Below are 18,176 nucleotides of genomic sequence, written 5' to 3'. Positions count from 1 at the left end.
AAGCAATGAAGCCCGCACTCGTCATTCTGGCCGGGGCGCTGCCCCTCTCTGCGCCTGCGGAGGAGCTTACCAGCGAGGAGACGAAGTTCTTCGAGCAGAAGATTCGTCCGGTGCTCGCGAAATACTGCTACGAGTGCCACGCGGAAGGAGAGAAGATCAAAGGCGGGCTTCGGGTGGACTACCGCGACGGCCTGATCCATGGCGGCGACAGCGGTCCGGCGGTGGTTCCGGGCGATCCGACGAAGAGCCTGATCTACACGGCGATGGCCTATCAGGATCCGGACTACGAGATGCCGCCGAAGAAGAAGCTTCCGGACGAGATCATCGAGGACTTCCGCAAATGGATCGAGATGGGAGCGCCGGATCCGCGTGTGCCCGACAAGGTCGTGGTGCAGAGTGAGATCGACATCGAAGAGGGCAAGAAGCACTGGTCCTTCCAGGCACCGAAGGCGTCGCCTGCGCCGCAGGTTGAGGATGCGGGATGGCCGGTCAGCTTTGTTGATTCCCACATTCTGTCCGGTCTTGAAAAGGAAGGCCTCCGTCCGGCTTCCGACGCCGCGCCCGACGTGTTGCTCCGGCGCCTTCATTTTGATCTGACCGGGCTTCCTCCGAGCTATGGCCAGATCATGGCATTCGCCGAAGCATGGGCGAAGGATCCTGAAGCGGCCTACAGCGCGAAGGTCGAAGAACTCCTCGCAAGCGAGCACTTTGGCGAGCGCTGGGGAAGACACTGGCTCGACGTCGCGCGCTATGCCGAATCGACCGGCAAGGAGGTGAATACGAGTTTCCCCTATGCGTGGCGCTACCGCGACTACGTCATCGACTCCTTCAACGAGGACAAGCCATATGACCGGTTCGTCATGGAACAGATCGCCGGTGATCTGCTGCCCGCGAAGTACGACGAGGACTGGCAGGAGGGCCTGATCGCGACCGGGTTCCTTGCGATGGGGCCGAAGAGTCTGAACCAGCAGAACCCGCGGCAGTTCGAGGCGGATCTTGTGGATGAGCAGATCGATGCGACCAGCCAGGCGATCCTCGGATTGACCGTGTCTTGCGCCCGTTGCCACGATCACAAGTCGGATCCGATTCCGACCGAGGACTACTACTCGATCGCCGGCATCTTCCACAGCACCAAGACCTACTTCGGAACGGTGAACGCGGTGGCGACCCGCCGGGCCACGAAGCTGCTCGAGCTCCCGGTTTCCACCGACGAGCCGCAGGGAGATATCAGTCCGGAAGAGTATCAGGCACTCGCCGAGCAGTTGGAGGAGCAGCGGAACCAGCTGCGGGAACTCGTGCGGAGCGGTGCCCGTCAGGGAAATCTCCAGCAACAGGTGATCCGCATTCGCACGACCTCGGCGTTTCTTGAGGAACGGCTGGGCAGCTACAATCCGGACGGCACCAAGAAGTCTTTCGCGATGGGTGTTCAGGACCACGCACGGCCCGAAGACGCGACAGTTTTGATCCGCGGGGAACTCGACATGCCTGCCCAGAGGGTCGACCGGGGATTTCTTCAGCTACTCGACTTCTGTGAAGACGAATGTCCGCCTGACGCAAGCGGACGTCTTGAGCTCGCCCAATGGCTGACGTCCGAAGAGAACCCGCTCACCGCCCGGGTGATGGCCAATCGGATCTGGAGCAAGCTGTTCGGGCAGGGAATCGTCACTTCACCGGACAACTTCGGAGTCAGCGGAAACACGCCGACCCATCCGGAGCTGCTCGACGCGCTCGCGCTCGAGTTCGTGAAAGGCGAGTGGTCGGTCAAGTCGCTCATCCGCGAGCTGGTGCACAGCAGGACCTACCGGATGGCATCGACGTGGAACGCCGAGGCCTACCGCAAGGATCCGGGGAATGCGTTGCTCTGGCGGATGCCGGTGCGCCGTCTCGACGCCGAAGCCCTTCGTGACGCGATGTTGTTCGCCAGCGGTCAGCTCGATTCCCAGCGTCCCCTCGGTTCGGTGATCGGGGAAGCGGGTCATGTCGGAATCGGGCGTGCCTTCAACACCGAGCGTCTCGACTCCTACCAGGACTACCGGTCCGTCTACCTGCCGATCGTGCGCGACGCATTGCCTTCGTCACTGGCCCTTTTCGACGGCGCCGACGCCAACATCGTGACCGGAGCACGCGAGGAGACGAACATCCCGTCTCAGGCACTCTATCTCATGAACAACGACTTCGTGCTGACGCAGGCGAAGTCGATGGCGACACGCCTGATGGAACACACCGACGACAAGGACGAATGGATCCGGATGTCCTTCCTTCTCTGCTACGGGCGCGTCCCGAACGGATATGAGGTGTCCGCTGCCAACGGCTTCTTCGCGCAGTTCCGTTTCGGTCAGGACGACGACCTTTCGGTGCTTACCACCTATTGCCACAGCCTGCTCGCCGCCGCCGAGTTCCGCTATCTCAATTGAAATCGCAACCCTCCGACTGCCATGTTCCCGCCCCAGCTCTATACACGCCGCGAAATTCTGAAGTCCGTTTCGAGTGGTGTTGGTTATCTCGCATTCGCGGCGCTCGCCCACCAGCAGGCCCGCGCCGAAGCGGTGGCAGGCGGCAAGCCGCTGGATCCCAAGCTGCCGCATTTCAAGGCGCGGGCGAAGCGGGTGATCTTCCTTTCGATGCAGGGCGCGCCGTCCCACATCGATACCTTCGACTACAAGCCGCAGCTTGCGAAGGATCATGGCAAGGCCGGGCGCACGGCGGGCGCGAGGGGCGGAACCTTGATGGGCTCCAAATGGGAGTTCAAACAACGGGGGAAGAGCGGGCTCTGGATCTCGGAGCTGTTTCCGAACGTCGCGAGGATGGCGGACGAGTTGTGCATGCTCAACGGGATGCACACGGACATTCCGAACCACCCGCAGGCCCAGGTGCAGATGCACACCGGCAGCTTTCAGTTTGTGCGCCCGTCGCTCGGGGCGTGGACTCTCTACGGGCTCGGCACCGAGAACGCCAATCTTCCGGGTTTCGTCGCGCTCAATCCCGGTGCGGGCAACGCCCAGCACATCGGCAGCGCGTTTCTCCCGGCGATTTACCAAGGAACCCCGTTCGGCAATGGCGGAAGGCGGCGTTTCGCGCGGGGCGGAAACCAGGAGGTGAGGATTCCGAACATCAAAAACCCCAATCTGACGAAGGACCAGCAACGCGCCCAACTCGACTTCATTCAGAAGCTGAACGAGGAGAAGTTGCGTCGCGAGCAGCACCAGCCCGGAGTGGAAGGGGTGATCGAATCGTATGAGCTGGCGTTCCGCATGCAGGACGAGCTGCCGGAGTTGATGGACATCAACCGCGAGTCAAAGGAGACGCTGGATCTTTACGGTATCGATGGCAGCGAGACCGACGGCTTCGGTCGGCAATGCCTGCTGGCCCGCCGATTTGCGGAGGAGGGAGTGAGGTTCGTCGAACTGACCCATGGCAACTGGGACCATCACCGCAACCTGTCGCAGGACCTGCCTGCGCGTTGCCGGGAGATCGACAAGCCGATCGCCGGCCTCCTGGAAGACCTCAAGCGTCGCGATATGCTGAAGGACACGCTGGTTGTGTGGGCCGGTGAGTTCGGTCGGACGCCGCACGCGCAGGGCGGCGACGGACGGGATCACAACAACAAGGGCTACACCACGTGGATGGCTGGGGGCGGGGTCAAAGGTGGCTTCTCCTACGGTGCGACTGACGAGTATGGCTACGAGGCGGTGGACGGCCGCCTGCACATCCATGACTGGCACGCGACCATCCTCCATGCCCTCGGTCTCGATCACGAGAAGCTGACCTACCGGCATGCCGGCCGCGACTTCCGTCTGACGGATGTTCACGGAAACGTGGCTCACGACATCTTCGCGTAGGGCCTGAGGTGATCAGAGGTCGTAATCGCGGCGGAAGTCCGACCAATCGCGGAACAGATGAGTTCTGATGCCCAGCGACTGCGCGGGAACGATATCGTTGGTCGGCGAGTCTCCGATCATCAGGATCTCTTCGGGCGGAATGCCGGTTGAGAGAAGTGGTTCGATAGCAGCGCGGAAGAGTCCCGGGTTCGGCTTGGCGAATCCGAAGCGGTAAGAGAAGGCGCAAATCGATGGCTCGAAGAGACTCCATTCCGGGCCGAGGTGTTCCTTCAGCAAGGGAGTCGTGTAAGCCTGCGCGTTGGAGACGATTCCAAGACGACAGCCCCTGTCGTGAAGCCTCCGAATCGCCTCCCGGGCTCCCTGCATCGGCAAGACCGGATGCACGGCTTGCTCGGCGGCGAGAGCGAAAGCATCCGGGTCGGAGAGAGAAGGGAAGATCCGGCGCCAGCAATCGCGGATGTCGACCTCCGGATGGGAATGCTCGGAACGGGCGTGATCCCGTCGGAATTCTTCCCTGAGCCGTTCGCTTGGCGATTGGTCCGGATCGAGTTCAAGGCCGAAGCGGGTGATCACTTCCCGGAGCGGACCGTCAGGCCTCTCTACGCGGCGCCCCGAGAGAAGCGTCTGATACACGTCGAACAGAACCGCTTTCATGATTTCAGGAAGCGGAAGTCAGCCGGATTGCGGAACTGCTCGATCACAGCACTTCGATCGAGGTGTCGAATGGGTGCTGGTGCCTCCGCGAGAAGGCGCGTGGCGTGTTGGGCCAGTGACTCGGCAAGGAATTCGGCGCGGTAGCGATCCAGTTGGTGGTTTGGATCGGCAGCGCTTCGATTCTCGAGATTCAGCAACAGCCAGGTTTCGAGCGGCAACGAACCGAGCCGGTCAACGGCAGTGATCCCGCGACGCCCGGAGAGCCAGGCGCGAATTACGGCGCGTTGCATGTCCTCGGACAAGCGCCCGAAGTCGACCCCATCGTCACCGCCGAGCGCGGAGTGAATCGCGTCGGGATCGGAAGGGAGCCCGGCAAGCTTCAGCGCTTCACGGATTTGAGAATGGAGCAGATCGGTATCGAGCCAGTCGGATGGCACGCGTAGGGACTCGTAGAGACGGTCCGTCGGGTGATCGGGCAGATCCGTATCGATCTCGGGAAGTCTCCGGCCGATCAGCGGGCGCCCGAGGGCAAGGCTTTCGATGAAGGCCAGCCCGAAGCCCTCGCTGATCGAGGTGGTCAGCAGGTGGGTTGAGCGCTCAAGCCACGCATTGAAGGTGCGGGAATCCGTTCCCGGAGCTGGGATTCGGTCGCTAACATCGAAGTCCAGCGGGAGTTCGAACTCGGCCGCAAACTGGGTCCATTCACGGTAGGCGGTTTGCCACCTGGGTTGATCCGGAGCACGGCTGATCGCGAAGCGCGCTCCCTGTGGTGCCGCCGCCGCGAGCAGGATCGTTTCTCCAATGTTCTTCCGGCGGATGGCGCGAACTGGTTGAAAGACGACCGGGTGTTCGGAGTCGCTGGGGGGGAGGGGCGAGTTCGGGGATAGGGGGTTGGGCAAGACGGTGCCTTGCTCAGCCGGTAGGCCTGCCTTGATGAATCGGCGAAGGTCCCGTGAGTTGATGAACGCGTGGATGACACGCGGCGTGATGGGATAAAGTTCATCCATCGAATCCAACGCCTTGAGGTTTTCAGGCCGGCCGTCTTCGGCGAGATCGTGATGCTGGAGGATCATCGCCTCACCTGATGCCGCCATGATGCCGACCGCCGAACTGAGCGTCGGGTTCTTGCCGAGACAGGGATTGTGGAAATGCCACACGACCGGTCCTTCGCCAAAGTGGTCGACGACCGCCGAACGCAACCGGCCGACGAGTTCTGTGGTCGAATGCTCCCCGGGCGCGGCGGTGGAGTAGTCGAGGCCTGCGACAGTACGAATCGGGAGATCATTCCCATACTCGGTCGTCTCTCCACTCAGAATCAGATGGGGCACGCCTGCCCGGGTAAGAGCTTTTGAGGTCGTCCGGATCACCTGCCAAACGCCGCCAGGGCGCAGGTGGTAGTGAACGATCACGAGGGCGGGTTCGGTCACGGCGTCTGGGGCACCGACTTGACGAAGTGGAAGCCGAAGATCTCGAATCCGAGCCGGTGATACAGCCGGTGGGATGCGTGATTCGAAGTGTAGCTGTCGAGAACGATGATCTCGCAGAGTTCCTCTTTTGCGAGAGCTTCGAGGTGCTGGATCATCCGGCTTCCATAGCCTCCAGAGCGGTGGTCGGGGGAGACCACGATGTTGTCGATCTCGAGGTAGCGGCCGCACCAGACCTTGGTGGCCACCCATGCGCCCGCCAGCGCCACCATCTCGTCACCGGCGAAGCCACCGAAAGCCTGGTAGTGCGGATGCTCGTCGAGGATGCGCTCGAAGCGTTCGGCGACCACTGGGGTAGGGATCTCCGGATTCAGAAGTGCGAGCAGTTCAACCGCCGCAGGGTGGTCTCGCTCCTCGAGGGGCCGGATGTGCCATGGTTTCATGCTCCTTTCCTAGCAGTCAGCAGGGTCTCGGGAAAGCGCGCGAGATACTCGTCGAGGGAAGCCATCGGCGGCCGCTCGTTTGAGGAGGGCTGGGCGCCGGGGAGCCTGGCGAAGAACGCGTCCAGAATCTGCTCCGACATTCGCCCGAGATCGGCGAGCGAGCGGTTGCGGTGGATCCTCTCGTCGAGGTCGGTCTGGCCGATTGCATCGGGGCCGCGTCGGGCGAGGACATCGATGAGGTGTGCCGTCTCGACACCGTAGCCCGTGGGGAACGGAATGGACTCAAGCAAGCTACGGCGAGCGGCGTACTCGCCGGCGAGCGGTTGGTGAAGTCTGGCGAGTTCGGGAAAGAAGCGTGCCAGCAGGGGTCTCACAAGGATCTCGGTGACGCGTCCGCCGCCCCGCGGGTCGACACCCTCGCTGGCGAGCAGCGGGCGTTCGTAGAAGCCCTTCACGTAGTCGAGTTGGGGGTCGGTGAGGAGCGGTCCCACAGTGCCGAGCACGAAGCGCGGGTGGATGTTGCCGATGTCACCGTCGAGGTAGCAGATGATGTCTCCACGGCACTGGTAGACTGCCTTCCAAAGGTTCTCGCCCTTGCCGGTGCGCTTACCGTGGAAGGGAAGGATGTCGTTCGCGAGATGGACCACGGCGCCAGACTCTTCGGCGAGCAGGCGGGTGCGGTCGGTGGAACCCGAGTCGATCACGACAAGTTCGTCGATCAGCGGGACGCTCTCGACGAGCGAGTCGCGCAGGCAGGAGATGATCCGGGCGATGGTGCCTTCCTCGTTCAGGGTGGGGATGCAGACGCTGATCGAGGTTCCGCTGGCCTGCTTGGTGGCAAGCAGCGCTGCGGGGTCGGCGAAGTCGTGGTGGTGGAAGGTCTTCACGTCGGCAGGGTCATGGCTCCTCGGCGGCGAGGCGGGTGAGTTCGCGAACCACTTCCGGTTCCTTGTCGGCCAGGTTGGTCGTTTCCCCGAGATCGCGGCCGAGGTGGTAGAGTTCGGCTTGCTGGGTTCCGCGGTCAAACTCCGGCCAATTCCTCAGCTTCTTCAGTCCGGGCAGGCGGAGTTTCCATGGCCCCTTGCGGACGGCCTGAAGTTCGCCGTCGTCGTGGTAGTAGAGGATCTCTCTCGGGTCGGACTCTGACTTGCCCAGCAGTAACGGAACCTGGTTGACCCCGTCGATGACCCGGTCAGTCGGGATTCGCGACTCGGCACCTGCGAGACGGGCGAAGGTCGGAAGCACATCGAGGGTCGAGAAGATCGCGTCGGATTCCTTTCCAGCTGCCACCTTATCGGGCCAGCGGATGATTCCGGGGACGCGCATGCCGCCTTCCCATGTCGAGCCTTTCGCTCCCCGCAGCGGGCCGGATGTGCCCCATGGCGTCTTCGGGCCCTTCGTCCACTCGACGAACTTGCCGTTTTTCTTTCGCTGGCGGCCGACGTCATTCGACCACGGGCCGTTGTCGGAGGTGAGAAGCACCAGCGTGTTCTCGGCGAGGCCTTGTTTTTTTAGTGCGTCGAGGAGGCGTCCGATCTCGTGGTCGAGCTCCTCGAGTGTGTCGGCGTAGATCCCGTGGCCGGTGCGGTCGCGAAACTCCGGGGATGCGTCGATGACAACGTGCATCATCGTGTGGGCGAGGTAGAGAAAGAACGGCGCTTCGCCCTGCTTGCCGAGAAACTCGATCGCCTTGTCGGTGTAGAGTCGTGAAAGTCCGGCCATATCGTCGGTGGTCTCGAGCTTCCGGCGGTTTTCATGGAGCGTGACCTTGTTGCCGTCGTTCGCGCCCAACGGACCGAAGTAGGATTCGAAGCCTTGGGCGTTGGGGACGAGGTCCTCCTGGTAGCGGCGCTGGGACATGTCCCACTTGCCGACGCAGCCGGTGCGGTAGCCGGAGGCCTGAAGGATCTCGGCGATGGTGACTTCGTCAGCGTTTGTCTTCCATCCACCACCGATCCGATGCGGCTGGCGGCCGGTCATCAGCGCGCCGCGTGACGGGCCGCAAACCGTTTGGGCGTAGAACGATGTGAACCGGGTTCCCTGCTTGGCCAGGCGGTCGATGTTCGGCGTGCGGGCGTCCTTGTTCCCGTAGCACCCGAAGTCGCCGTAGCCGACGTCATCGAGAAAGATGATCACGAAGTTCGGACGTTCGGTGTCTTTCGCGACGAGGGAGAGCGGAAGACCTGCCGCCAGGAAAAAGAGAGCGAGGAAAGTGGGACGGATCATCGGTAGGGGGGAACTATGAAGCGAGGCGGTAGCCGACGAAGACGAGGGCGAGTCCGCCGATGGTCGAGAGCAGGAGGTTTCCGACCGCGAAGCCATTGAAGCCTTCGACGAGCAGCTGGTGGGTGTCCTTTCCGAAGGTGGAGAAGGTGGTGAAACCACCAAGGAATCCTGTGACGAGGAAAGGGAAGAGCCACTCCGGCTTCACCCTGCCAGCGGCCCAGCCGAAGACCGCGCCGATCGCCAGGCAGCCGAGCAGGTTGCAGACCGCGATGCCCCAAGGGAAGCGGTGCATGCCCGTCCGTTCGGCGAGGGCCTGGACAGCGCCGGACAGGCCCCAGCGCGAAAGGGCGCCAAGCCCGCCACCGACAAAAACAAGAAGTCCCGGAAGCATGCCGGCGAGAGTGCCGGCAGCCCCGGGAAACATCAAATTGCAAAATGCCGGGGGATCCGGCTCAGAAGTGCTCGTTGAGAATGTTCTCGAGCAGTTCCTGACGGCCCGAGTTGATCACCGGTTCGCCGTTCTGACGGACCCACTGGTCGAGGGTGTCGAGGTCGGTGCCACCCTCGATGGTCGCACCGATGCCCGAATCCCATGACTTGTAGCGGTTGGTGAGCGCTTCAGCGATGCGGCCGTCGGCACGGATCGCCGCGGCGATCTTGAGGCCGCGGGCGAAAGCGTCCATGCCGCCGATGTGGGCGTAGAACAGATCGATCGGCTCGTGCGACTCGCGACGGCGCTTGGCGTCGAAGTTGAGACCGCCGGTGGTGAAGCCCCCCATTTCGAGGACCTTGAGCATGACCTGCGTCGTGCCATAGAGGTCCGACGGGAACTGGTCGGTGTCCCAGCCGAGCAGCGTGTCACCCTGGTTGGCATCGATCGAGCCAAGTGCTCCCGCGCTCATCGCGACGGTCAGCTCGTGCTGCATCGTGTGACCGGCGAGGGTCGCGTGGTTGGTCTCGATGTTCAGCTTGAAGTGGTCGATCAGGTCGTATTCGCGAAGGAAGTTGAGGCACGCCGCCGAGTCGGAGTCGTACTGGTGGGTGGAAGGTTCGCGGGGCTTCGGCTCGATGTAGAACTGGCCTTCGAAGCCGATCTTCTTCTTGTAATCGACCGCCATGTGAAGAAGCGCGGCCAAGTGGTCGAGCTCACGCTTCATGTCGGTGTTCAGAAGCGATGCGTATCCCTCGCGGCCACCCCAGAAGGTGTAGCCTTCGCCGTTGAGCTTGTGGGTGGCGTCCATCGCGGCTTTCACCTGCGCGGCGCCGTAGGCGAACACACGGGCATCCGGCGAGGTGCCGGCACCTTGCGAGTAGCGCGGGTGGGCGAACAGGCAGGCGGTGCCCCAGAGAAGCTTGCGGCCGGATGACTGCTGGAGGCCTTCGAGGTGGTCGACCACGTCTTCGAGCGCCTTGGTCGAGGCGGCGAAGTCATCGAGTTCGGGCGCGATGTCGCGGTCGTGGAAGCAGTAGTAGTCGATGCCGATCTTCTCGAGGAACTCGAAGAACACGTCGGCGCGCTTCTTGGCATTGTCGACCGAGTCCGAGTAGTCGTCCCATGGCATGACCGCGGTCGGTCCTCCGAAGGGATCGGAGAGGCCGTTGCGCATCACGTGCCAGTAGGCGGCGCCGAAGCGGAAGTGGTCGCGCATCGACTTGCCCTCGATGAGCTCGTCCGGGTTGTAGTGCTTGAAGGCGAGAGGGTTTTTCGAGGATGGGCCCTCGAACGGGATGGTGGGTATGTCTGGGAAGTAAGCCATCGCCGCCAGCATGCAGAAGCTGGCCGCCTGCCGTCTACCCAACTTTCGGCAATTATTGTGTAGGATTGCGACTGGGCTATCCTGAGCGCCGGACCCGGTTTGCCGCCAATACGCCGTACCGGGGGCCGAACAACCAGGCCAGCAGGAACAGGCCTCCGAGGACCATGACGATGGTGGGTCCGGGGCTCAAATTGAGGATCGCTGCCAGAATCACCCCACCGACAGCGCCGCCCGCGCCGATCAGTCCGCCGCCCCAGAAGAGCAGGGAGGTTCGGTCGGTGAGCAGCGACATGGTGGCGGCCGGGGCCACAAGCAGGCCGACGGAGAGAACGCAGCCGACGGCTTGCAAGGAAGCGACGAGGGAAAGTGCCAGAAGCGCGAAGACGAGGTACTGCATGGTCCGGACCGGCACCCCTTGGGCAGCGGCGACGTTGGCCTCGAAGAGCGTCAGCAGGAGCGGGCGCATGAGCAGATTGGCGACAATCAGGGTCAAGGCGCCGATGCTGAACATGATCCAGAGGTCGGTATCGCCGACGGCGAGGATTTCTCCGAACAGCCAGTGCTCAAGCTCTTGGCGGGTGTCGAGATGCGGCAGGATCGCCACGCCGGCGGCGAAGGCGGTCGTGTAGATCACCGCCAAGGCCGTTCCTTGCGCGACCCGTTTTCCGCGCGAGACGGCGATTGATCCCAGACCGACGAAAAGTGCGGCGAAGAGAGCCCCGACAAAGGCGCTGACCTGGGTGAGGGCGCCCGCCACCACGATCCCGAGCGTGATCCCCGGCAGCATCGTGTGGGATAGCGCGCTGACCGACAGCGCATGTTTGCGAAGCACCACGAAGCCGCTGAAGAAGCCGTTTGCAAAACCGATCAGCAGCGCCGCCGCGAGGGCGCGCTGGAAGAACGGGCTCTGAAATATTTCGGAGCTCATCACGAGGCGGCCGGTTGGGCGAAACAAGCGTCGAGGTTCGACTCGCTAAGCACCTCGTTGGTCGGGCCGAAAGCGATCTGCCGGGTGTTGAGCAGGAGCGCTTCGTCGAACAGCTCGGGGGCACTGCGCAGGTCGTGGTGGGAGGCGATGATCAGACGGCCTTCGTGAGCGAGTTTGTTGAGGAGTTCGCCGAGCTGGGCCGATGCCCGACGGTCGAGGCCGGTGAAGGGTTCGTCGAGGAGCAGCACGTGCGCTTCTTGGGCGATCGCCCGCGCGATGAAGGCCCGTTGCTGCTGTCCGCCGGATAGCTCGCGGATCTGTCGGTGCTGGAGGTCCGCCAGTTCGAGTGACTCAAGGGCGGCATCGACCGCCGCGTCGTCCTCGTTCCGGAAGCGCCCCCACCAGCCGGTCTGCGGGTAGCGTCCCATTTCGACGAGACCGCGGATGGTGATGGGAAAGGACCAATCGACTTCCTCGCGCTGCGGCAGGTAGGCGAACTCACGCGACCACTTCTGCACGGCCGTGCCACGCCAGCGGATGCTGCCGCTGCTCCGCTTGACCAAGCCGGCGATCGCCTTGATCAGCGTGCTCTTGCCGGCGCCATTCGGGCCGACGAGCGCGACCCGGGTGCCGCACGAGGTTGCGAAGCGGATTCCGTCGAGGGCCATGGTCCTCCGGTAACACACCTGCAGGTCGGCCACCTCCAACTCGTGGTGGTGGTCGTGGTGCTCGCAGCAATCGTGGTGGATCTGGCTCAAGGGTGGAGATGGAGTTCCCAAACGTCCTCGATATCGCCGATGGCATCGAAGGTGCGTCTCAAGGTCGGATGGCCGGCTGGCTCGAGCGTGAGTTTCGCGAACCGGGGTAGATCGGACGGCTTCGCCCAGCGGATGGTGATGAAGATCGTTGGGTGATCTCCCGAAAGTTTGAGCATGCCTCCTGATTCCGCGGAGTCGGGTTCGAGTGAGACCACCGCCCCGCCCGCCTCGATGCTGACTTCCGCGGGCACTTCGGAGCAGGAGACAAAGAAGGGGACCTGAACGGCGTCCTCTGTGGTAGGCGCTGGCGCGGGTGGTGCTTGCGGTTGAGCTGGCGTCGGATTCGAGAGCGCACGGATTCCCAAGGCCGCACCGGCCAAAGCGGCGATGACAAGAAGGGTCCGGAGCAGGGGAGATCCTCGCATGAGTGGGTGCCACGGGTGGCTGCAGAAATGAAATGTCCCAAAGTTGCTAACGCAAGACATTTGCAAGAACGGGTGCCGGATGGAATTGCATTCTGCAACACGGCCTGCCAGGAGAGAGGCACCCTGCACCAAAATTGTCTTCGCCCGAACTGGCCGGTGTATTCGTAACTCGCTGATCACCAGATGAATGAGGCGAGTTCGAGTGATCGGCATATAGCTTGCGACTTCAGAAGCGAACTAACGAAAGGAAAACACAATGCTTCGATGGACTATCACATTCTTAATTCTAGCCCTGATCGCCGCCCTGCTCGGATTCACCGGTTTGGCAGGCGCATCTGCGGGAATCGCGAAGATCCTCTTCTTCGTCTTCCTCGTCCTGCTGGTGATCTCCGGAATCAGCCGGGCCGTTCAAGGCAAAGCTCCCTAACCCCAAACTGACATGAAGAAACACAAGATGATCCTGTTGTTCCCCCTCGCTGCCGCCAGTTTTTTCCTGGCCGCCTGTGAAGACAAGAGCCCGACCGAAGAGGCGATCGATGAAGTTGGCGACTCGGTTGAAGACGTCGCCGAAGAACTCGATTAAGGCTTCGACATCCAACACGACCTCAAAGAGAAGTGGCTTCGGCCACTTCTCTTTCCTTTTCGGGACCATGAAACCGCTCTCCGCGATCGTCGCACTCATGACTACGGCTTCCGCCGTAGCGGACCCGTTGGCCGACGATGCCGGCTATCTGACCTTCTATCTCGACAACGACCTGTTTGGCGGAAGCGATCGGGACTACACGAACGGGGCCCGGCTTTCATGGATCTCAGGCAGTAAGACGGTGAACGAACTTCCGCAGGTCCAGCGCTGGCTGCGGTCCCTTTCCGGGGATCCCGACAGTTTCCGCGTGTTCCAGGGAGTGACCGGCTTCGAAGATCCGGATGCTGTTGTGTACAACTACGGCGTTTCGCTGACGCAGCTGATGTTCACGCCGGCGAATCCGAACCCCTACGCCCAGCCGCCTTTCCAACGTCGCTATGCCGGGTGGCTGGGCCTCGGCTTCTCCCTTCACGTGAAGGACGACTCGATCCTCAACTCGGTCGAGTTCAGCCTCGGAACGACGGGCAGCAATGCCTTCGCCGAGGAAACACAGGACTTCATCCACGACGTCCGGGACATCCAGAAGTTCAACGGCTGGTCCAACCAGATCCCGTCCGAACTGACCTTCGATCTGAGTTTTATCCAGAAGCGGCGCCTCGATCTGGCACGTTTCGGTTACGGTATCATCCGGGTTGACGGTGTGGGTGAATGGGGTGCCCGGCTCGGGACGTTCCGCACGGACGCCCATCTCGGCGGCATGTTCCGGATCGGATACAACCTGCCACCGGACTTCTCCGATCCGCGGCTGTCACCGACAGCCTACTCCCACCAGTATTTCGAATCGGGATTCGACTACGACAGCCACTGGTCGGTCTTCGGCCTGTTCGGGGCGAAGTTGTCCGGCGTCGCCCACGATGCGACCCTCGATGGTCCGCTGTTCCATGACTTCCGGACCGGGATCGACCGCCGCCCGTTCGTGGTGGAAGCGTATGCCGGATTCGGGATCCGCTACCGCGCGGTCGAGTTCAGCTACGCCCACACCTGGCGAACGGAGGAGTACCGGACACAGCGGGGGTTGGCGGAGTTCGGAACGGTCTCCGTGAGGCTCCGGTTCTGAAGCTTCAGTCTCCCGGACGGAAGGCGAGCAGATCGAGCAGCCGGTCGGTCAGTTCCGACTCAGCGCCACCGGGGTCGCCCTGATGTTCCCGGAGCGTCGTCAGAACCCGCAGCCACGCATGTTCGCTGGTGCCAGGGGTGGGCTCGCGTCCTTCCAGAGTGCGGATCGCGTCGTCGAGACCGGACTCCCGTGCCGCGGCCAAGGCGACGCCTAGCGGGCTTTCGTCCATACCAAGCACGGCGGCGACCGCCTGTCGGAGATCCCGCGGGCGCACCGGCTTCATGAGAAAGTCGACGACCTGGTTCTGGATGGCGATCAGCGCCGAGTGGAGGGTGATGAACGCGCTGCAGAGCACGACCGGAGTTTTGATGCCCTCCGATCGCATGCGTTGGATCACCGAGAGGCCGTCGACTTCGGGCATGCGCAGATCCAGCACGACGGCGTCGTACTGCTTCTCATGCAGCCGGTCGAGTGCCTCCGCTCCGTTGGCGGCGGTTTCGGCGACCGTGTTTTCGTTGGTTAGTGCATAAGCGAAGCCGAGCCGCAGCGTCGGTTCGTCATCTACGACGAGAATCCTTTTCCCGCTGCGCTCCTCCGCCCGAGGGTTGTCAGGCAATCGGTACATCGATGAAGAATTCGGTTCGGTTCTGGTTTTCGTTTCGTTCGGCAAGGCCGATTCGGCCTTCGTGAGCCCGCATGATTTCGCGGGAGATGAACAGTCCGAGGCCGACCCCGTCCGACTTTTGGCCGGGTGCCCGGAAGAAGCGTTCGAAGATCCGTCCCTGCAGGTCATCCGGTACTCCGGGACCCTCGTCGGCGACGGAGAGCCGGAGGTAGTCGGCGCCGCGACGGGCGAGCGAAAGGTGGACCGTGCCGCCATTCGGGCTGTGTTTGATCGCGTTCGACACGAGGTTGTGCACGACCTCGGCGATCCTGACCGGGTCGGCGAACACCGGGGGAATGTCATCGGATGGCTCGAGCGCGATCTTGATATCCGAGGCACCGGCCTTGGACTCAAAGAGGTTGGCGCTGGATCGGGCGATCTCCTCGAGGTCAATCGAGGTGCGGTCGAGGTGGGTCGTGCCGCTCTCCGCCCGGGAGAGGTCGAGCAGGGTGTTGAGGGTGGTAAGCAGGCGCTCGCAGTCGTCGTTTGCCGAACCGAGCATCTGCTTCTGCATGTCGGTGAGTTTGCCCGAATGTTCCTCCAGGAGCAAATGAAGAACCATGCGGATTCCCGTTAGGGGGGTCTTGATCTCGTGGCTGACCGTCGAGAGCATGTTCGTCTTCATGTCGTCGAGCCAGCGGATCCGCGTGACGTCGTGGAGCAGCACCGCCCAACCGGAATATTCGCCGGACTCCGCGGAGAATCGGAAAATACGAGGGAGGTAGTAGCTTTCCTCCTCCTTGATCCGGAACAGCAGTGCCTCCCGAGGGTCCTCGGGAAGGAGGTTCTCTCCGTTCTTCTGGCAGTCTTTGAAGAGACGGCTGACCTTGTTGGGAAGGCGGCTTCCCAGCGCGAGAGACTCGTTGAGGTCCTCGGCCGCCGGGTTGAGCTGAACCGTTTCGCCCTGCGTGTCGAGGACGTAGACGGGAGATGGGATCGCGGAGAGCAGCGCGCGGTTGACCAGGTTGTTCCGGAGCAGGTGTTGGTCGGTTTCCCGGCGGCGCACCCGCAGCTCGGCAGCCATTGAGTTGAAGGCGGTGACGAGCGAAGAGAACTCGCTGCCCTTCGAGGGTGCGGGCAGCGTGAGTTCGAAATTCCCCATCGAGACTTCCTCGATGGAATCACGCAGTCCGACTACCGGATCGACCAGGTGACGCAGGAGTTGGAAGTAGATCAGCGTCGCGATGCCCGTGCCGAGAATGACGAGGGTAGCGACGAAGAGCGTGTTTTTTCCCGACTCTTCGGAAAGTGCATGGGTGGCTGCGAACAGCCGCTCCTCGGCCAGCGACTCGAGGTTTTGTGCGAGGTCGGTAATGCGCTGCGTCTGATTGCCGATCGAAACGAGGAGCTGCGCCCGCTCGTCCTGATCGACAACCTCGCCAGAGAACAATTGCCGGTAGGCGCCACGATACTGGCCGATGGCGTCCTCCAGCTGGTCGATCGACTCACCCCACCGGCTGTTGTTTTTGCCGATCTTGCGCAGCTTCGCGACGGCCTTGTCGAAGTCGGCCATCGTTTCTTCGTAGAGCTGTTGGTCAAGAGGCTCTTCCGGAGGTTCGTCGGCCAGGGTGATGGCGTAGGTGCTGTTGATCATCGAGCTTGCCGCGCGGAAGCTGTGGGCGGTGTCGATGGCTTCGTAGTCCTGCGTGAGACGGGTTTGGAAGTTCTCGTCGGCGTGCCGAAGAATCAGCAAGCCCGCGGCGCCGACCGCCCAGAGGAGGATGACGAGGGTGAGGAGACCGAAAAGCAGTCGGGTGCGGAGCATGGTCGGGTTCAGGTGAGTCCGAAGCGCTTGCGCTTGCGGTAGAGGGTGGCCTTGTCGATGCCGAGGATGGCGGCGGCGTCCTGGAGGCTTGGTGCCCACTCCAGCACCCGGCGCATGTGCGCCTCCTCCAGTTCCTCGATTCGGTATTCGCCGCCAACGCTCGGCCCCTTCTGTCCGTTCGAGCCCGCCGTGAGAGCCTCGGTGTCCGCGGGCTTCGGCAGGTCGGTGGCTTCGATATACTCGCCGCGGGCAAGGATCGTCGCACGCTCGATGGCGTTTCGCAGTTCACGGAGATTGCCGGGCCAAGCGTGACGCATCAGAACCTGGGTTGCCTCGTCGTTGAACCCGCGGATCTTGCGGCCGATTTGGTTCGAGAAGTGGAGGAGGTAGCTTTCGGCGAAACGTTGCAGGTCCGAGGGACGGTGCCGGAGACCGGGGACGGTCACGCTGATGACGTTGAGACGATAGTAAAGATCCTCCCGGAACTCGCCGGCTGCGACCTGTGCCGCCAAGTCGCGATTGGTCGCGGCGATTACCCGGACATTGGCGGGACGGGTCTTGTTCTCGCCGACGCGCTCGTATTCGCGCTCCTGCAACAGACGCAAGAGCTTCGGCTGAATTTCCATCGGGAGCTCGCCGATCTCGTCGAGGAAGAGTGTGCCGCCTTCCGCCGCATGAACCTTGCCCCAGACGTCCTTTACCGCGCCGGTGAATGATCCTTTGACGTGACCGAACAGCGTGCTTTCCAGCAGCTCTCTCGAGAGGCTCGGACAGCTCACTGTCACGAACGGCTTTTCCCGGAGATGGCTTCGGTGGTGGACCTCGCGAGCGATCACGCTCTTGCCCGTTCCGCTTTCACCGAGGATGAGCACCGATGCCGGTGACGCTGCGGCCCGGAACAGCGTATCGAATTCCGCGGCGGTCCGTTTGTCCTGCGAGGAGAAGTCGAGCGGGGGATTGTTTTGTGACGCTTCGGTCTGAAGCTCACGGACGGTCTCTTGCAGTTTGACCACCTCGCCTTCGGTCGCGAGGGCCCGTTTGGCCTTGGCCAGGATTCCCCGGAGTTGGTCGGGAGTGAAGGGTTTCTCAAGGTAGTCGAAGGCTCCGGCTTGGGTCGCCTTGACGGCGGTCTCGACCGACGCATGGGCGGTGAAGATCGTCACCAGCTGGCGCGGATACTTCTTCAGGATCTGGGTGAGAATTTCCAAGCCGTCCTCGTCGCCGAGCCGGAGGTCGAGAAACACGAGATCGAACGACTCTTCCTTGAGGCGGAGCATCGCGGATTCGCTGTCGGCAACCGATTCGACGTAGTGACCGCCCTGCTCAAGAGCGAGGGTCGTCGTCTTTCGAATGGTCGCTTCATCGTCAATGATGAGGAGGTCCATATGGGGAATAGACTCTTAACACGAAGCGTGCCTGCTGAGGATGTGTCGTAACCCGTTGGAAATGAGTGAAAAGGGTCCTTTGGTTTTTGTGCGCTTCTTGAATTGGGTTGCGAATTGCAATAACACGCCCGCAGGTAGTTGCAAAATGCGATGTGCGTCGCGAGGCCCGCAAATCAGCCGATTCCCGCCTTGCCCAGGCCTCTTTTCC

Annotated in this window: 18 protein-coding genes; 5 read left to right on the top strand and 13 right to left on the bottom strand. The window is 62.4% G+C overall.

Annotation, left to right across the window (positions count from 1 at the left end):
- Positions 1-5: 5 nt before the first annotated feature.
- A complete protein-coding gene (locus HAHE_RS20785) occupies positions 6-2,414 on the top strand; it encodes a PSD1 and planctomycete cytochrome C domain-containing protein (protein ID WP_338687209.1) in 2,409 nt (802 codons plus the stop codon).
- Positions 2,415-2,435: 21 nt separating this feature from the next.
- A complete protein-coding gene (locus HAHE_RS20780) occupies positions 2,436-3,839 on the top strand; it encodes a DUF1501 domain-containing protein (RefSeq protein WP_338687207.1) in 1,404 nt (467 codons plus the stop codon).
- Between the two features lie 12 nt (positions 3,840-3,851).
- Here HAHE_RS20780 and HAHE_RS20775 read toward each other — a convergent pair whose 3' ends face one another.
- The 10 genes from HAHE_RS20775 to HAHE_RS20730 form a co-directional block, all read right to left on the bottom strand.
- Positions 3,852-4,493, bottom strand: a complete 642-nt coding sequence (locus HAHE_RS20775) for an HAD family hydrolase (protein WP_338687206.1) — start codon at positions 4,491-4,493, stop codon at positions 3,852-3,854.
- Positions 4,490-5,920, bottom strand: a complete 1,431-nt coding sequence (locus tag HAHE_RS20770; RefSeq protein WP_338687204.1) for a hypothetical protein — start codon at positions 5,918-5,920, stop codon at positions 4,490-4,492. The genes HAHE_RS20775 and HAHE_RS20770 overlap by 4 nt, the downstream gene beginning before the upstream one ends.
- A complete protein-coding gene (locus tag HAHE_RS20765; protein ID WP_338687202.1) occupies positions 5,917-6,360 on the bottom strand; it encodes a GNAT family N-acetyltransferase in 444 nt (147 codons plus the stop codon). Before HAHE_RS20765 ends, HAHE_RS20770 begins: the two co-directional genes overlap by 4 nt.
- Positions 6,357-7,247 (bottom strand): glucosyl-3-phosphoglycerate synthase, encoded by an 891-nt coding sequence (locus HAHE_RS20760; RefSeq protein ID WP_338687201.1) that lies wholly within the window; start codon positions 7,245-7,247, stop codon positions 6,357-6,359. Before HAHE_RS20760 ends, HAHE_RS20765 begins: the two co-directional genes overlap by 4 nt.
- 10 nt (positions 7,248-7,257) lie before the next feature.
- Positions 7,258-8,586, bottom strand: a complete 1,329-nt coding sequence (locus HAHE_RS20755; RefSeq protein WP_338687199.1) for a sulfatase — start codon at positions 8,584-8,586, stop codon at positions 7,258-7,260.
- 13 nt (positions 8,587-8,599) lie between these two features.
- Positions 8,600-9,010 carry a CrcB family protein gene (locus HAHE_RS20750; RefSeq protein WP_338687197.1) on the bottom strand — a complete coding sequence of 137 codons (411 nt, stop codon included), beginning with the start codon at positions 9,008-9,010 and terminating at the stop codon, positions 8,600-8,602.
- Between the two features lie 28 nt (positions 9,011-9,038).
- Entirely contained in the window at positions 9,039-10,343 is a 1,305-nt protein-coding gene (gene xylA / locus HAHE_RS20745; RefSeq protein ID WP_338687196.1) for a xylose isomerase, read from the bottom strand.
- Between the two features lie 76 nt (positions 10,344-10,419).
- Positions 10,420-11,271 carry a metal ABC transporter permease gene (locus tag HAHE_RS20740; RefSeq protein WP_338687195.1) on the bottom strand — a complete coding sequence of 284 codons (852 nt, stop codon included), beginning with the start codon at positions 11,269-11,271 and terminating at the stop codon, positions 10,420-10,422.
- Positions 11,271-11,957: a metal ABC transporter ATP-binding protein gene (locus HAHE_RS20735; protein WP_425511004.1), complete on the bottom strand. Its 687-nt coding sequence runs from the start codon at positions 11,955-11,957 to the stop codon at positions 11,271-11,273. Before HAHE_RS20735 ends, HAHE_RS20740 begins: the two co-directional genes overlap by 1 nt.
- 68 nt (positions 11,958-12,025) lie before the next feature.
- Positions 12,026-12,454 (bottom strand): hypothetical protein, encoded by a 429-nt coding sequence (locus HAHE_RS20730; RefSeq protein ID WP_338687192.1) that lies wholly within the window; start codon positions 12,452-12,454, stop codon positions 12,026-12,028.
- Between the two features lie 256 nt (positions 12,455-12,710).
- Here HAHE_RS20730 and HAHE_RS20725 point away from each other — a divergent pair, with 256 nt between their 5' ends.
- The 3 genes from HAHE_RS20725 (at position 12,711) to HAHE_RS20715 (ending at position 14,154) form a co-directional block, all read left to right on the top strand.
- Positions 12,711-12,881: a DUF1328 domain-containing protein gene (locus HAHE_RS20725; protein WP_338687191.1), complete on the top strand. Its 171-nt coding sequence runs from the start codon at positions 12,711-12,713 to the stop codon at positions 12,879-12,881.
- A 12-nt stretch (positions 12,882-12,893) separates the two neighbouring features.
- Positions 12,894-13,037 carry a hypothetical protein gene (locus tag HAHE_RS20720; protein ID WP_338687190.1) on the top strand — a complete coding sequence of 48 codons (144 nt, stop codon included), beginning with the start codon at positions 12,894-12,896 and terminating at the stop codon, positions 13,035-13,037.
- Between the two features lie 67 nt (positions 13,038-13,104).
- Positions 13,105-14,154 carry a lipid A deacylase LpxR family protein gene (locus tag HAHE_RS20715; protein WP_338687189.1) on the top strand — a complete coding sequence of 350 codons (1,050 nt, stop codon included), beginning with the start codon at positions 13,105-13,107 and terminating at the stop codon, positions 14,152-14,154.
- Between the two features lie 4 nt (positions 14,155-14,158).
- Here HAHE_RS20715 and HAHE_RS20710 read toward each other — a convergent pair whose 3' ends face one another.
- Genes HAHE_RS20710 through HAHE_RS20700 form a run of 3 tightly spaced genes read right to left on the bottom strand, consistent with a single transcriptional unit; the run spans position 14,159 to position 17,968 of the window.
- Complete coding sequence (locus HAHE_RS20710; protein ID WP_338687188.1) at positions 14,159-14,779, bottom strand: response regulator; 621 nt, start codon at positions 14,777-14,779, stop codon at positions 14,159-14,161.
- Entirely contained in the window at positions 14,763-16,583 is a 1,821-nt protein-coding gene (locus HAHE_RS20705; RefSeq protein WP_338687187.1) for a HAMP domain-containing sensor histidine kinase, read from the bottom strand. Before HAHE_RS20705 ends, HAHE_RS20710 begins: the two co-directional genes overlap by 17 nt.
- A gap of 8 nt (positions 16,584-16,591) precedes the next feature.
- Positions 16,592-17,968 carry a sigma-54 dependent transcriptional regulator gene (locus tag HAHE_RS20700; RefSeq protein WP_338687186.1) on the bottom strand — a complete coding sequence of 459 codons (1,377 nt, stop codon included), beginning with the start codon at positions 17,966-17,968 and terminating at the stop codon, positions 16,592-16,594.
- Positions 17,969-18,176 lie beyond the last annotated feature (208 nt).

The organism is Haloferula helveola, assembly GCF_037076345.1.
Lineage (GTDB): Bacteria > Verrucomicrobiota > Verrucomicrobiia > Verrucomicrobiales > Akkermansiaceae > Haloferula > Haloferula helveola.
The sequence above is the reverse complement of the archived record's forward strand: the minus strand, read 5'-3'. Positions and strand labels throughout refer to the sequence as shown.